General features: G+C 73.1%; 13 protein-coding genes. 11 read left to right on the forward strand and 2 right to left on the reverse strand.

The features are described 5' to 3' along the window. Nucleotides 1-73: 73 nt before the first annotated feature. From WMF31_RS24825 to WMF31_RS24840, 4 genes are all read left to right on the forward strand, one after another. Nucleotides 74-694 (forward strand): DUF4360 domain-containing protein, encoded by a 621-nt coding sequence (locus WMF31_RS24825; RefSeq protein WP_436604318.1) that lies wholly within the window; start codon nucleotides 74-76, stop codon nucleotides 692-694. 55 nt (nucleotides 695-749) lie between these two features. Beyond that, the gene (locus WMF31_RS24830) at nucleotides 750-1,394 is read left to right on the forward strand and encodes a DUF4360 domain-containing protein (protein ID WP_436604319.1); all 645 of its coding nucleotides are present in this window, start codon (nucleotides 750-752) and stop codon (nucleotides 1,392-1,394) included. A 79-nt stretch (nucleotides 1,395-1,473) separates the two neighbouring features. Then, nucleotides 1,474-2,091, forward strand: coding sequence for a DUF4360 domain-containing protein (locus WMF31_RS24835; protein WP_436604320.1), 618 nt, complete (start codon nucleotides 1,474-1,476; stop codon nucleotides 2,089-2,091). Nucleotides 2,092-2,105: 14 nt separating this feature from the next. Next, nucleotides 2,106-2,738, forward strand: a complete 633-nt coding sequence (locus WMF31_RS24840; protein ID WP_165373162.1) for a DUF4360 domain-containing protein — start codon at nucleotides 2,106-2,108, stop codon at nucleotides 2,736-2,738. Between the two features lie 21 nt (nucleotides 2,739-2,759). On the opposite strand, the gene WMF31_RS24845 is transcribed toward WMF31_RS24840, so the two are convergent. Next, nucleotides 2,760-3,785 carry a phosphatase PAP2 family protein gene (locus WMF31_RS24845; protein WP_436604321.1) on the reverse strand — a complete coding sequence of 342 codons (1,026 nt, stop codon included), beginning with the start codon at nucleotides 3,783-3,785 and terminating at the stop codon, nucleotides 2,760-2,762. An 852-nt stretch (nucleotides 3,786-4,637) separates the two neighbouring features. On the opposite strand from WMF31_RS24845, the gene WMF31_RS24850 reads away from it, so the two are divergent. Further along, the gene (locus WMF31_RS24850) at nucleotides 4,638-5,024 is read left to right on the forward strand and encodes a KGG domain-containing protein (RefSeq protein ID WP_436604322.1); all 387 of its coding nucleotides are present in this window, start codon (nucleotides 4,638-4,640) and stop codon (nucleotides 5,022-5,024) included. A gap of 212 nt (nucleotides 5,025-5,236) precedes the next feature. On the opposite strand, the gene WMF31_RS24855 is transcribed toward WMF31_RS24850, so the two are convergent. Then, nucleotides 5,237-6,556: a PE-PGRS family protein gene (locus tag WMF31_RS24855; protein WP_436604323.1), complete on the reverse strand. Its 1,320-nt coding sequence runs from the start codon at nucleotides 6,554-6,556 to the stop codon at nucleotides 5,237-5,239. On the opposite strand from WMF31_RS24855, the gene WMF31_RS24860 reads away from it, so the two are divergent. The 6 genes from WMF31_RS24860 to WMF31_RS24885 all read left to right on the forward strand — a co-directional run bounded on the left by WMF31_RS24860 (nucleotide 6,539) and on the right by WMF31_RS24885 (nucleotide 15,026). Further along, the gene (locus WMF31_RS24860) at nucleotides 6,539-7,231 is read left to right on the forward strand and encodes a hypothetical protein (RefSeq protein WP_436604324.1); all 693 of its coding nucleotides are present in this window, start codon (nucleotides 6,539-6,541) and stop codon (nucleotides 7,229-7,231) included. The genes WMF31_RS24855 and WMF31_RS24860 overlap by 18 nt on opposite strands. A 387-nt stretch (nucleotides 7,232-7,618) precedes the next feature. Then, entirely contained in the window at nucleotides 7,619-9,286 is a 1,668-nt protein-coding gene (locus WMF31_RS24865; protein ID WP_436604325.1) for an FAD-dependent oxidoreductase, read from the forward strand. A gap of 115 nt (nucleotides 9,287-9,401) precedes the next feature. After that, nucleotides 9,402-10,430, forward strand: coding sequence for a hypothetical protein (locus WMF31_RS24870; protein ID WP_436604326.1), 1,029 nt, complete (start codon nucleotides 9,402-9,404; stop codon nucleotides 10,428-10,430). Next, nucleotides 10,430-11,878, forward strand: a complete 1,449-nt coding sequence (locus WMF31_RS24875) for an SBBP repeat-containing protein (protein ID WP_436604327.1) — start codon at nucleotides 10,430-10,432, stop codon at nucleotides 11,876-11,878. Before WMF31_RS24870 ends, WMF31_RS24875 begins: the two co-directional genes overlap by 1 nt. 14 nt (nucleotides 11,879-11,892) lie before the next feature. Continuing rightward, nucleotides 11,893-13,521, forward strand: a complete 1,629-nt coding sequence (locus WMF31_RS24880; protein WP_436604328.1) for a thrombospondin type 3 repeat-containing protein — start codon at nucleotides 11,893-11,895, stop codon at nucleotides 13,519-13,521. Between the two features lie 371 nt (nucleotides 13,522-13,892). Continuing rightward, on the forward strand, nucleotides 13,893-15,026 hold the full coding sequence (locus WMF31_RS24885) for a hypothetical protein (protein WP_129347145.1): 1,134 nt from the start codon (nucleotides 13,893-13,895) through the stop codon (nucleotides 15,024-15,026). Nucleotides 15,027-15,132 lie beyond the last annotated feature (106 nt).

Raw genomic sequence — 15,132 nt, forward strand, 5'->3', positions numbered from 1 at the left:
TCGGCGGTCCTGCGCTGTCCTTCCGGGCGCAGCCGCGGGCGGGGCACGTCCTCTCCGCGGAAAGGTGGATACCATGAACGAGCGCGTCGGCATCCTGAGTTTCCTGGCAGCCCTCTCCACCGTCGTCCTCGCGAGCACGGCGAGCGCGCAGGCGCCGGAGTTCACGCGGCTCCAGCGCGTCGAGTATCGCGGATCGGCGTGCCCCGCCGGCACGGCGACGATCGATATCGTCGACGGCAAGACGGCCTTCCTGGTCACCTACGACGTCTTCCAGGCGCAGGTGGGGCCCGGCATCCCCCTCACGGAGTCCTCGAAATTCTGCAATCTCCTGCTCGACATCGAATACCCGAAGGGCTGGACGTTCACGGTCGCGAACATCGCTTATCGCGGCAATGCGACCCTCCAGCGGGGCGTCTCCGCGAGGTTCCGGGCGCGCTACAATTTCCCGGGCGAGCGCTCGATCTCCGACGATGTCACGCTGCGTGGACCGATGCTCGCCGACTTCGAGCTGAACAACCCGCTCCGGATGTTCTCCTGGGCGCCGTGCACCGGGCGGGCCACGCTGATCGCGACAGGCACCGCGCAGCTCCTCTCCAGGAACCCGGATTCCACGGGCCTCGTCACCACGGAGCAGACCGACGGCAAGTTCAAGACGAAGCTCAACCTGCGGTGGCGGCGCTGCTCCGGCCGGTGACGAGCGCGGCCGCGGCGGCCGCGTGCGGGACCGTTTCCCGCGGAGGAGGAGGCCCATGAGGCGATCAGGCTCGCGCGGAACCCTCGTCCTGGCCGCCGCGGCGGCGGCCGCGCTCTCGGGGAGAGCGGCCGCGCAGGTCGCCGAGGGGCCTGTTGCGCCGCCGCCCGGGAGCTTTGCCGTCGAGAAGGTCATCGCGCGGGGGGCCGCGTGTCCAGGTCCGGAGACGGTGACCGTGGCGTTCGCGCCCGACGGACAGGCCCTCGTCGTGGACCTCGATCCGGGGCTGCTCACGGTGCTCGTCGGCCCGGGCTCCACCGCGGCGGGGCGCACCTGTCAAATGCAGCTCGACCTGCGCATTCCCCTCGGCCATCGCGTCGCCCTCCGGCGCGCGACGTACCGGGGGGTCGCCTACCTGCAAGCGGGCGTGACCGGACGACACATGACCCGCACATGGTTCCTCGGCACGCGGGCGCCCGCGCGCATGGCGGAGCTCCACGGGCCGCACCGCGGCCGGTACCGCATCGGCAGCGATTTCGGCCCGGAGGCGGTCTATTCGCTCTGCAACCTCGACCGACCGCTCTTCCTCCACACCACGGTGGCGGCGTCGAACCTCCTCGAGCCCCGCAGCGTCGGTCTCATGAGCGCCGGCGGCCCGTCCGCCATCGTCTACGAGCTCACCTGGAGCCGGTGCTCGCGGTGAAGCCGCGCGCTCGTCCGGCGAGCACGTCCGTGATTGCCACGCGCCGCGACGGCCCCAGGTTCATCGATGGGGGTGCGACATGAAGATCCACATCGGCGTTCTCGGTCTCCTCGCGGGCGTCGCGGCGCTCGCCTCCGCGAGCCCGGCGGCGGCGCAGGCGCCGGACAGGGTCACCATCGACCGGATCACGTATTTCGGCACCGGGTGCCCCGCCGGCACGGCGGACGTGGACGTCATCGACGACAGGACGGCGTTCCTCGTGACCTACCGGAGGTTCCAGGCGCAGGCCGGCCCCGGCGTGCCCCTCACGCAGACCTCGAAGGCCTGCACCCTCACCATCTTTCTGAACTACCCCGCTGGCTGGACCTACTCGGTGGCGAGCGTCGTGTACCGCGGCAACGTGTCCCTCGGCCCCGGCACGCTGGCGAACCTGCGCTTCCGGTACTCCTTCCCCGGCCACCCCTCGGTCTTGCAGGACCTGAACCTCGTCGGTCCGCGGCTCGGCGACTTCGAGACCCGCAGGGCGCTCGAGCAGCAGGCGTGGGCGCCCTGCGGAGGCAGCGTCCTGCCCATGACGATCGCCGCGAACGGCCGGGTGAACAACACGGCGGCCCCGTCGCGGACTGCCCTCCTGACCGTGGAGCAGACGGACGGGACGTTCAAGGTGATCCTCAACCTGAGCTGGCAGCGATGCTAGGGGGGATCGACGCCATGAAGAAGGCGACGTGTCACGGCGCCGTGGCGGCGCTCGCGGCGGGCCTGTTCTGCGCGGCGCCCGCGGGCAGGGCGAGGGCCCAGGAGCGCCCCGAGGGCGTGCGTATCGAGCGCCTCATGTACCGCGGAACGGGGTGCCGGCAGGGGACGGCCGACGCGCAGATCGTCGGGGGAGGCACGGCGTTCATCATCGTCTTCACCGAGTTCAACGCCCAGGCGGGCCCCAGCGCCTCGCCCTCCGAGGGGCGCTCGCGGTGCAACGTGAGCGTGCACCTGCGCTACCCGGAGGGCTGGAGCTTCACGGCGGCCAGCGTGGTCTACCGCGGCAACGCGATCCTGGGCCCGCGCGTGAGCGCCAGGATGGGGGCGCGGTACAACTTCCCCGGGACCCCGTCGTCCTCGGCCGAGGTCGAGCTCACGGGGTTCGCGACGGAGGACTTCGAGCTCCTCCGCCAGTTCGACACCGCGCGCTGGTCGCCCTGCGCGCGCCGCGGCGCGCTGCCGGTCAACGTCCTGGCGACGGTCGAGGTGAGCAACCGGCAAGACCGGTCGAGCTCGGGCCTCATCACGGTGGAGCAACACGACGGGACGTTCGACCTGCAGCTCAACCTGCGCTGGAGGCGGTGCTGACCGCACCACCCCCGCGCGCGCTCACCGGAAGATCCAGGGCTGGGAATGGCCCAGGCCGGCGCGGAATCGCTCCTCCCACGCGGCGAGCCGCGGGGTGACCCACGCGGCGCCCACCGCCAGCGCGACGCCGGCCACCACGTCGATCGCGTAGTGCCAGCGGAGGAGCATCGTGGACACGATGATGTTCGCCGAGAAGAACGCCGTCACCGAGGCCGGCCAGAGGAGGCGCCGGTCGGCGCGCGCCCGCTGGAAGGTGTGCAGGGCGAACCAGAGCGGCGCCGCCGTGTGCAGCGAGGGGAAGACGTCCTTCATCGCGCCGCCGCTCTGCACGACGCGGATCACCCAGCCCCAGAAGAAACCGCCGTCGACCGGCCCCTGATACGCGTCGTTCAGCGCGACGATGGGGCCATAAGCAGGGACCACCATGTAGCCGAGCTGACCGACGCAGTAGACGAGCGCGGTGCCGATCGCGTACTGCGTCGTGGCGCGGCCAGGGCGGTCGACCCAGATGGCCAGCACCATCGAGAAGAAGCAGATGAAGAAATAGCTGAAGTAGAAGAAGGAGAACCACTCCACGATCGGCCGCGTGTTGAACCGCTCCAGCCAGAGCGCGGGCTCGACGCCGAAGAGGAAGAGATCGACGCGGAGGAGCTCCATGTCGAGGGAGTCGCTCCGGACGATCGGCAAGATGTGGCGAAGCGAGAGGTAGTTCTGGAGGAAGATGCCGACGAGCACCAGCCGGTAGACGGACCTCCGGATCACGGGCGCCACGAACGTGGCCCGGCGCGCGAACACGCAGCCGAGCACCGTGGCGGCGATGCAGGCCAGGTTGCGGTGCACGCTCTCGGACTGCATCTCTGCCGGCCCCGCGCAGAGGAGCAGGACCGTCGTCGCCGCGATGTATCCGAGGATGATCACGTCCTGAAGCGCGAAGACCGCCGTGAGGCCGCGTAAGACGTCCTTCCAGAGCGCGCCGTCGCGCCCGACGTCGAGCAGGCCGCGGGGGCCGGCCACCTTGCCACAGTCTGTCGTGAGCCTCTCATGCATGTGTGGATTGTTCCAGTGAAGGCGTGGCGCGCGTGGGCGCCGAAGTCAGGCGGCTCTTTACCATGGGGTGGCCTCGCCGTGACGTTTCAACGATCCGACGTCGCGACGCCGTTCCGCGACACCGTTCAGCAACCCCGGGGCCACGAGGACGTCGAGTTTTCGACGCTCGGCTCCGCCGCGAGCACGGCAGCAGGAACGCCCCCGGGCGCGATCGGTCCCGGCGAGGCAGCTCACCCCGACCGCGCCCGGTCCCACGCCCGCAGGCGGCGCCCGCGTGCGAACGAGCCGACGCAGCGGCGCGGGCCGTACGCGCCGCCGCACTGCGTCGCGGACGCGCGCTCTCCTCGCCGGCCGGGCGCTCCCGGCGGCTGACCGGCGCGCGGCTCGACGGGGGCGTCAAGGCCCGCTGCCCTGCGAGATCGCCAACGGGTCGCGGGTGATCTCGACCGTGGCTTGCCGGCAGCCGATCCCGGCCGTTCCACCGCGCCTGTCGGTGGCGGCTCGCGCTCGGGGCGAGGCGCGATGGTCCGCGGGCGCAGGCGCCATGAGGCAGTCTGCCGCGCGGCAGGATCGCCAGGCGAGGGGCGCTGTCGAGCTGAACGGCTCGAGCGCCACGCGGCGTGGGCATCCCCGGCTGGGCGCCCCTCGACCCGCGGCGAGCTGTCGGCCCGCGCCGGGTGGACCTCCGTCCGCCCCGCTCGCGCGCGCCCGGTATCCACGCCTTTTCTGCATGGCACCCGCGTTGCACACCCCCCTCGTCGCCGACGTCGTTCAGCGAGGCATGAAAGAGCACGACGGCGTTCGAGGCCTCGTGTGCGCGCTGAACGATGCGCTAAGTCAGGGAGAATGACCATGGCACAGCAGCAGAATCAGAGCAGCAATCGTGGCTTCGCGGCGATGGACGAGAGGCAGCAGCGCCAGATCGCCAGCATGGGCGGCAAGGCGGCGCACGAGAAGGGCACCGCCCACGAGTTCAGCTCCGAGGAGGCCCGCGAGGCGGGCAAGAAGGGCGGCGCGGCCGTCAGCCAGAACCGCGAGCACATGGCCCAGATCGGCCGCAAGGGCGGCGCGGCCGTCAGCCGGAACCGCGAGCACATGGCCCAGATCGGCCGCAAGGGCGGCGAGGCTCGGGGCGACGGCGCGAGCGGCGAGCCGAGCCGGAGCGGGCGCGAGGGCGAGCAGGGCCAGCGCGCCGGCGGCCACGAGCAGCACGCCCCGGCCAGCCCCCCGGCCCACTGATCCGCGTTGCGGTCAGCGCCCCTCGCCCGGGGGGACCAGGCAGGTTGTCTCAGCTCTCTCGACGCCGTAGAGCCCAGCGCCCCTCGCCCGGGGGGACCAGGCGCCGCGGGATCGCCGCGGCGCTCCTGCCCTGCAGATCCTGCGCGTCACGCGCACCGCCGTCGCGAGGCGGCGCGCGGGGCGCCGGCGGCAGCCCCGCGCCTCGGGTGGGATCAGGGCGAGACGGTGACGACGAAGAGATCGCCGTTCTCGCCGTCGCGCGCTGGCGCGCTGTGCTCGATGGGCGGGAGGCCGCCGCCGAGGTCGAGCCGCTCCCCGTAGAAGAGCCCCGCGGCGACCGTGTTGCCGCTCGCGGTGACCGCCTGAGCGGAGATGAACGAGTAGAGCTGGTCCCGGTAGACATCGGTCCAGAGCGCCTCGGAGAAGTCCGGGCTCAGCTTGGAGACGAACGCGTCGGCCGTCGACGGCGCCTCGATCGCGATGGGCGCGCCGCCGAGCGCCAGCGACCTCGTGAAATAGCCGCTCACCACGTGGTTGCCCCAGGGATCCTGGGAGAAGCCCCAGACGAACTGGTCGCCCTCGGACGGGAACCCGCGCGCCGCGAGCGGCTCGCCCGCCTCGGCGTCGAGCCGGGCGAGGTAGAGGTGGTATTCGCCCGCCCCGGCGTGCGGGATCTCGGCCCCTCCGATCTGGAACGCAGCCCTGTAATTGCCGAGGACGACAGGATTGCCGTCGATCCCGAGGCCGATGAGCTTCGCGTACTGCTCGCCGGCGGCCCCCAGGGTACGGGCCCAGACCAGGCCCCCCGTCGCCAGATCGAACCGGGCGACGAGCGCGTCGATGCCGTAGACCGGCTCGCCGGCGCCGCCGCCGTCCCCGCCGCCGTCCCCGCCGTCGCCGCCGTCCCCGCCGCCGCCGTCCCCGCCGTCGCCCGCGCCGGGGATCTCGCGGTCGACGACGCTCTCCACGACGTGGCCGTCGATCTCGACGCGTCCGCCGAACGCCCCGGCGGCGTAGATCGCCGAGTCGGTGACAGCCAGGCCGCGGAAGCGCTGCCAGCTCGACTCGGATCCGAAGCGCCTGCTCCAGAGATGATTGCCGTTTCCGTCGAGCCTCGCGAGGACGACGTTCGAGCCCCCGTCGCTCGTCATCGCGGTCCCGGGATCCTCGCTGAAGTTGATGCCGCCGTCGGCGAGGCCGAGGACCACGATGTCGCCCTCGCCGGTGACGGCCACGGCGGTGGCGTACTGCTCGAGCGCGTCGCCGTAACGCTTGCTCCAGAGGTGGTTGCCCTCGGCGTCGAGCTTGGCCACGAACACGTCCTTCAGGCCGGCGCTCGTGAGCTCCGAGCTCGGGTCCGTGCCGAAGCGGATCGTCCCCTCGAACTCGCCGGCGACGACGATGTTGCCGCTCGCGTCCGTGGCCACCGCCAGCGCGTACTGATGGAGCTTGTCGCCGAAACGCTTGCTCCAGAGATGGTTGCCCCCGGCGTCCAGCTTGACCACGAACACGTCGTGGAGGCCCACGCTCACGAGCTCGTCGGCCTCGCCACCGAAGTTGACCGCCGTCTCGAAGCCGCCGACCAGGACGATGTTCTCGTCCTGGTCGGTCGCGATCGCCTCGACCCGGTCGTTCCTCTCATCGCCGGCGCCGCGGCCCCAGAGGGCCTCTCCGAGGAGCGCAGGGGGCTCACCGCCGCCGCTGCCGCCTGCGCCCCCGGCGCCGCCCTCGCCCCCGGCGCCACCTGCGCCGCCTTCGCCACCTGCGCCGCCTTCGCCGCCCGCACCGCCCTCCCCGCCGGCACCGCCTTCGCCGCCCGCACCGCCTTCGCCGCCCGCACCGCCCTCCCCGCCGGCACCGCCTTCGCCGCCGGCACCGCCTTCGCCGCCCGCACCGCCTTCGCCGCCCGCACCGCCCTCCCCGCCGGCGCCTCCCGTGCCGGTGGAGGACGCTTCGGGGTCAGCCTCGGGCTCGGAGCCGCAGCCGTCGCAGCCGAGGGGCAGCAACAGGCTCGTGACAAGAGCGATCTGGGCCACTTTCGATACGAAGTGCTCTTTCATCCTTCCTCCGTGTCTCGACGAAGAACCCGCGCCGCGGGGCGTCCGGCGGCGCCGGGGAAGCCACACGCATCGTGGATCATCGAACGCCGCCATCCGCTGTGCCCTGAGGTGCACTACGCGTGCGCGATGATCGAATCAAGCCGCTGATCTCGCCAGATCCGGGAGGACATCCTGCTACCCTCGGGACGGCAGGAGCACGCCTCGCGCTGAATCGCATTGGCCCGGCCGCGCTCGGTGCATCCTGGCCTCATCGTGGCGGAATGCCGCAGCCCTCGCCGGCGCGGCGCGCGCCCTCCGGCCGGACGCGCCGCGCCGCGCCGGCCCGCGGGTCGCCGCGGTACGCGACCTGCATTCTCCGGTCGTCCGATGGCGATGGCCTCGCACTCACCCTGTCGAGGCGCGACACGTGACGCGCTCGGCGCTCCGCGAGGAGCTTCTCCTTCACCACGCCTCCACGGAGGCGGGCGACGCGAACGATGGATCGATGACCGGAGCGCCGGGCAGCAGCCCCCGGCGCAGAGCCGCGGAGGGTGTATGACCGAGCGAGCGTACGACAAGAACACCGCCTGGACCCAGACCGTCCTCCCCCCCATGGCGCCCCTCGCCAGGGACCACACGGCCGACGTGTGCGTGGTGGGCGCCGGGATCGCGGGGCTCTCGACGGCCTATTTCCTGGCGAAGGCCGGGAAGAGCGTCGTCGTCCTCGACAACGGCTCCGTCGGCGGGGGCGAGTCGGGGCTGACCACCGCCCACATCACGAACGCGCTCGACCGGCGCTGGGCGTCGCTCGCGAAGCTCCACGGCGTGACCGACCTCCGCGCCGCCGCGAGGAGCCACACGTCCGCGATCGAGACCATCGAGCGGATCGTCCGCGAGGAGGAGATCGACTGCGACTTCGAGCGCGTCCACGGCTATCTCTTCGCGGCCCCGGGCACGCTGACGACCGCCCTCCGGGAGGAGATCGAGGCCGCGCACCGCGCCGGCCTCGGCTCCGTGCATTACGTCGATCGGGCGCCCCTGCTCGACTTCGATACGGGGCCCGCGGTCCGCTTCCCCGATCAGGCCCAGTTTCATATCCGCCGTTACCTCGCCGGGCTCTCGCGGGCGATCGAGCGCGACGGCGGCAATCTCTACACGCTGGCGCACGTGATCGACGTCGAGGAGCGCGCGGTGCCCGACAAGGTCGTCGTCAAGACGGCCCGGGGCCACGCGGTCGTGGCCAGCGAGGTGGTGCTCGCCACGAACTCCCCCTTCATCCCGCGGATCGGCCTGCACATGAAGCAGGCCGCTTACCGGACCTACGTCATCGGCCTGCGCATCCCCCGCGGCGCCGTGCCGCCGGGCCTCTACTGGGACACGGCCGATCCGTTCCACTACGTCCGCCTGGCCAGCGTGGACGGCGCGGACGGGCCCGACGAGCTCCTCCTCGTGGGAGGAGAGGACCACAAGACGGGCCAGGCCAGCGACGCGGACAGGCGCCACGCGCGGCTCGAGGCGTGGGCGAGGGCGCGGTTCACGCAGGCCGGCGAGGTGCTCCACCGCTGGTCGGGCGAGGTGATGGAGACGGTCGACGGGCTCGCCTACATCGGCCGGATCGAGGACGGCTCGAGGATCCTGATCGCCACGGGCGACTGCGGCAACGGGATGACCCACGGGACGATCGCCGGGCTCGTGATCTCGGACCTGGTGCAGGGCCGCGAGGGCCGGATGACGTCGCTCTACGCGCCGACCCGCGTCAACCTCAGGCCGCCGGCGATCGCCGAGCTCGTCCGCGAGAACGCCAACGTGGCTTGCCAGTACGCCTCGTGGCTCGGCAAGGGCGATGTCGAGGACGTGGCGCGGATCCCGCCGGGCTCGGGCGCCGTCGTGCGCAGGGGCCTGAAGAAGCTCGCCGTCTACCGCGATCCGCACGGGCAGCTCCACGAGATGTCGGCGATGTGCGCCCACCTCGGGGGCCTCGTGTCCTGGAATCCCGCCGAGCGGAGCTGGGATTGCCGCTGTCACGGCGCGCGGTACGAGGCCACGGGCCGGGTCATCCGGGGGCCCGCCACGGCCGATCTCGCGAAGGTCGCGCCGACCGAGGCCCCGGCGCACGCCGGCGACCGCGCCACGCCCGAGGAGGCGCCGCCGAGGACGAGGGGGCAGGCCGTCGCGCCGGCGTCGGCGGTGTCCAGCGCGCCGCGGAGCCGTCCTGTCACCTGATCGCCACGGATCGCGCGCGCTTCGCGCAGCAGGGCGCGGTTGACCCGCGCGCGACGCGCGTGCGATCATGGCGGGGTGAGCCGGGGGGTGTTTCCCCGGAATGCTTGGTGATTTCATGAATTTGCTGCGCCCTCGTGCCTCGCGCGCCGCAGGCATGGCCCTGGTCCTCCTCTCGGTCGCCGGAGCGCTCCCGGCGCGGGCCGAGCCGTCGGCGGCCGACCGCGACACCGCGCGCGCCCTGCTCATCGAGGGCCGCAAGAAGCGCGACGCGGGCGACGTCGAGGGCGCCCGCGCGAACTTTCGTGCGGCCCACGCCCTCATGCACGTCCCCACGACGGGGCTCGACCTCGCGCGCGCCGACGAGGCGCTGGGCCGCCTCGTGGAGGCGCGGGCGACGGCCTACGAGGTCGTGCACCTCCCGGTCGCGCAGAGCGAGCCCGCGGCGTTCACGCGCGCCCGGGCGGAGGCCGCGGCGCTGCTCCAGCGGCTCGAGGCGCGCATCCCGTCGCTCCTCCTGCGCATCGAGGGCGCGCCCCTCGACGAGGTCGACGCCCGGGTGGACGGCGAGCGGATCCCGGGCCCGGCGCTCGCGCTCCCGCGCAGGCTCAACCCCGGTCGGCACGAGGTGGTGGTGAGCGCGCCCGGCTTCCCGACCGAGCGGCGCGAGGTCACGCTGAACGAGGGGGTGCGCGCGCCGGTGGAGGTGCGCATCACGCTCGTGCCGGGGCCGCAGGCCGAGCTGGCCGGGGGCGCCGAGCCCCCGCCTCCCGGGGCGCCCGCGGCGCCTCGCGCCCCGGTGCCGACGTGGGCGTGGGCGGCGGGCGGCGTGGGGCTCGCGGCGCTCGTCGGGAGCGTGGGGTTCGCGATCGACCACGCGGCCGCGCGCGACACGCTGGACGAGGAGTGCCCCGGATCCGTGTGCGACCGGAGCACCCACGACCTCGAGAGCATGGACGCGCTCCGGGCGCGCTGGAACCGCAGCCTGGGCCTGTCGGTGACCCTGGGCGCGGTGGGGCTCGCGGGCGTGGGCGCGGCGGTGAGCGGCATCGTCCTGCGGCCCCGGTCGGGCAGCGAGCGGGGAGCGTCGCTCGTGCCGCTCCTCGCGCCCGGGGCGCAGGGCGTGCTGTGGCGAGGGGTGTTCTGATGGCGACGCGGGGTTTCTGCTCGCGCGCGGCGCTGGGCCGCGCGGCGCTCGGCTGGGCGGCGCTCGGCTGCGCGGCGCTCGGCTGGGCGGCGCTCGGCTGCGCGCCGGAGCTCAGGCTGTCGGAGCCCTCGGGCTCCGGAGCCGGCGGCGGCGGCGGCGCGCGGGACGGCGGGGTGCTGTGGGCGCGCGCGCTCGTGGGCGACGGGGAGCGCGCCGGGCCGAGCGTGGCCGTCGCCGGCGACGGCACCGCGGCGCTGCTCGGCCGGCTCACGGGCAGCGTGGCGCTCGACGACGAGAGCGTGGAGCCGGTCGGCGTGGAGAACGTGTTCTGGGCGCGGCTCGCGCCCGACGACGGGGCGGCGCTCGGGCTGAAGCGCTTCGGCGCGTTCGATCCGCAGATCGTGAACGCGCTGACGACCGACGTGAACGGAGACCTCCTGGTCGCCGGGGAGTTCTCGGGGACGCTGGATCTCGGCGGCGAGCAGCGGACGAGCACCGGCGGGCGGGACGGCTACGTCGCGCGGCTCGACCCCGAGGGGCGAGCGCTGTGGCTGGAGCCGCTCGGGGGCCCCGGCCTGCAGGCGGCGCTGGGCGTGGCCGCGAGCGCGGACGGCCGGATCGTCGTGGCCGGCCGCTTCTCGGGGGCGCTGCGGGTCGGCGCGGAGCGGCTCGAGAGCGCCGGCGGCAGCGACGTGTTCGTGGCGAGCTTCGACCCGGCGGGCGGCCTGCTCTGGGCCCGGCGCTTCGGCGACGGCTTCGATCAGCAGGCCCGCGCGGTGGCCATGGACAGGCTCGGCAACGTGATGGTGGTCGGGGATTTCGCCGGGGAGCTCGATCTCGGCGGCGAGCCGCTGCGGAGCGCCGGGGATCTCGACGTGTTCGTGGCGAGCTTCGACGCGCTCGGCGGGCACCGCTGGAGCAAGCGCTTCGGCGACGCGGGGCCGCAGCGGGCGCGGGCCGTGGCGGTGAACGGCGCGGGCAACGTGATCGTGGGCGGGGAGTTCAGCGGGACGATCGATCTCGGCGGGGGCCCGCGGACGGCCGGCGAGGGAGACGCGGTGTTCGTGGCGGAGCTGACCGGGAAGGGCGAGCACCGCTTCAGCCGGAGCCTCGGCGAGCAGGGCGCGTCGCTGGGACAGCTCCTCGTCGACGGCGCGGGGAACGTGCTCCTCTCGGGGGGGTTCCGCGGGAACGTGCAGCTCGGGGGCGGGTCGCTGGAGAGCGCGGGGGGCGACGATGTCTTCGTGGCCAAGCTCGATCCGGACGGCGGCGCCCTGTGGAGCCAGCGGTTCGGCGGGGCGGGCGCGGACCGGGCGACGGGGATCGCGATCGATCCGGAAGGTCGGGTGTTCGTCACCGGGGCGTTCACCGGGAGCGTGGAGTTCGGGGAGGCGCGGCTCGCCGGCGGCGAGGGCGCGGACATGTTCGTGACGAAGCTGTCGCCATGAAGGAGAGAGGCGCGATGAGGCGTGCGGAGAGAGGGGGCGCGGGGTCGCTCGGACGACGCTTGGCCAGGGGGCTCGCGGCGGGCCTCGTCGCGCTGATCCTGCCGGCGGCGGCGTGGGCGGGGCCGGATGAGGACGAGGATGGTGTCGCGGATATCCGCGACAACTGCCCATACTTCCCCAATCCGGATCAGGCGGACAGCGACGGTGACGGCATCGGGGACGCGTGCGACGAGTTCGACGATGAGCTCCCCTACGGCGAAGGAGAGCTCCCCGACAGCGACGACGATGGGGTTCCCGACCTCATCGATAACTGCCCGTACGCCTTCAATCCGTACCAGGAGGACGAGGACGAGGACGACGTCGGGGATGCGTGCGAAAGGCTCGACGACGACCGCGACGGGGATGAAATCCCGAGCTACGCCGACAACTGCAAGGACGTCTTCAATCCGGACCAGGACGACGATGACGGCGACGGGGTCGGGGATGCCTGCGAAGAGAGCGCCGAGGCCGGCGACGACGACGGCGACGGGTGGAGCAACCCGGAGGACAACTGCCCGGCAGTTGAGAACCCGGACCAGCGGGATACGGACAATGACAAGATCGGGGACGCCTGCGACAACTGCATCGAGGTGCCCAATCCCAGCCAGGAGGACGGGGACTCGAACGGCGTCGGGGATGTGTGCGAGCCGGGCAGCGACGCGGACGGCGACGGGCTGACCAACGACGCCGACAACTGCCCGATGGAGGAGAACCCGGACCAGGGAGACACGGACGGGGACGGCCTCGGGGACGCGTGTGACGACGACAGCGACGATGACGGCCTGGTCGACTTGGAGGACAACTGCCCCCTCGTGCCCAACATCTTCCAGGAAAATACGGACGGCGACGAGAGCGGCGACGCCTGCGACGACGACGACGACAACGACGGCGTGCCGGACGAGGACGACAACTGCCCGCACGCGCTGAACCGCGATCAGGCGGACAGCGACGACAACGGCCGCGGCGACGCCTGCGACCACGGCGCGGACATCGACGCCGACGGCGACGGCGTGCCGGACGACGAGGATAATTGCCCGCGGGTCCGGAACCCCGACCAGACGGACAGCGACGACGACGGCGTGGGCAACGCGTGCGACGACGAGGACGGCGACGGCGTGTCGGACGCGGCGGACAACTGCGTCTTGATCGAGAACGCCGATCAGGCCGACGCCGACGGCGACGCGGAGGGAGACGCCTGCGACGAGGACGACGACGACGACGGCGTGCTGGACGAGGACGACAACTGCGCCTCCGCTCCGAACCCCGGCCAGGAAGACAGCGACGGCGACGATCTGGGCGACGCTTGCGACGGCGACGACGAGGACGACGACGACGACGGCGTGCCGGACGAGGACGACAACTGCCCGCTCGTGGCCAACGCCGCGCAGGAGGACAGCGACGCCGACGGGATCGGCGACGCCTGCCAGGAGAGCAGCGGCGGCGGGGCGACGCCGGAGCCCGACGTCTCGTCCGGGCTGGTCTGCTCGCTCCAGCGAGGCGCGGGGCAGCGGGGCGCGGGCGGCGGGGAGCTCGTCGGCGTCGCGGCGCTCCTCGCCGGGGCCGTGGGCCTCGGGTCTCGCCGGCGGCGCCGCCGCGCCGGGTGACTCCGCCGCGTTCGCGGCGGAGACCGGCTCGCCCGGGGTTCGAGCGGCGGGTGGTGCGGCCGTTTGGGGGCTCACCGGAGGGGCTGAAGTGCAGGCGAGCCACAAAAGGGGCTCACCGGAACGCAAGCCCCGGAGGTGAGCCCCCAAATGGCCGCGCCACCGAGCGGCGCAGGACGGGCGCGAGGTGGGCTGTTGCCCCACCGCGACACGCCTGACCGGAGCACGACGCACACACTCGATACCGACCCGCACATTTTCATGAGCCGCGACATCGCCGTGGTGTGACTGCCCTGGGTGGACCGCGCCGGTACACCCGCTCCCCAGCGTGCGCTGCGGGGCGGGCGCGCTGGAGCCACCGCTCTGGAGACACCATGCGCATCGCCTTGCCGCTCTCTTTCATGTTCCTCACGACGTTGCTCGGGTCTGCTGTCGGCGCCGGCTGCAGCAGCAGCACCGTTGACGGCGCCGCCCCCCCCGACGGCACCGGCGCCGGCGACAGCGGAGGAGGCAGCGCGAGCGGCGGCGGCGCGAGCGGCGGCGGCGACGCGAGCGGCGGCGGCGACGCGAGCGGCGGCGGCGCGAGCGGCGGCGCAGGGGGCGCCGGGGCTGGCGCGGGCACCGCGGGGGTCGGCGGCGGCGCGCCCCCGACGAGCGTCGTCACCTGCCAGGGCAAGGTGTACGAGTGCGGAGATCTCCTGGACAACGACGGCGATGGGCTGATCGACTCGCAGGATCCTGACTGCCTCGGCGCGTGCGACAACACCGAGGACAGCTACTACGGCGGGATCCCCGGCCAGGCAGGGCCCGCGTGCACCGTCGATTGCTACTTCGACCAGGACTCCGGGTCCGGCAACGACGACTGTCACTGGAATCACCAGTGCGATCCGAACGAGGTGGCGCCCGGCTATCACCCCGAGTCCAGCAACGGCGCCATGTGCGCATACAACGAGGCCGCGTCGACGCCGGGCGCCCAGGACAAGAGCTGCGCGGATCTCGACAGAAAGCAGTCCAGCACGTGCCATACCGTCTGCGGACCGCTCACGCCGAACGGCTGCGACTGCTTCGGCTGCTGCGAGCTGCCCGCGGGCGGCGGGAAATATGTCTGGCTCGGCTCCGACGCGCGCGGCGACGGCACCGGCTCCTGCACGCTGGACGTCGCCGACGATCCGAGCCTCTGCGAGCCCTGCAAGCCCGTGGCCGCCTGCCTCAACACGTGCGGCCGCTGCGAGCTGTGCCTCGGAAAGGACACGCTGCCCGACGATTGCTTCGAGGGCGGCGCGGGCAGCGGCACCGGCGGCGCGGGCGGCAGCGCCAGCGGCGCGGGCGGCGGCGCCAGCGGCGACGGCGGCGCGGGCGGCGCGACCGGGACCGGCGGGGGCGGGACGGGCGGTGAAAACGGGGGCCAGTGCGAGGCCGGGGTGCAGCCGTGCGGGCTGCCCGGCCAGGAGCCTTGTTCCGCGGGCTACTACTGCATCACCGGATGCTGCCAGCCCAACCTTCGCTAGGGCGACAAACGGGTTGAAACCGCCTGAAAAGTGCAGAAACACGAACCACCAAGGCGCCAAGGACGCCAAGAATTGATTCTCTCCTTGGCGTCCTTGGCGGTTGAGC

The organism is Sorangium sp. So ce1036 (assembly GCF_051369805.1).
Taxonomy (GTDB): Bacteria; Myxococcota_A; Polyangia; order Polyangiales; family Polyangiaceae; genus Sorangium; species Sorangium cellulosum_F.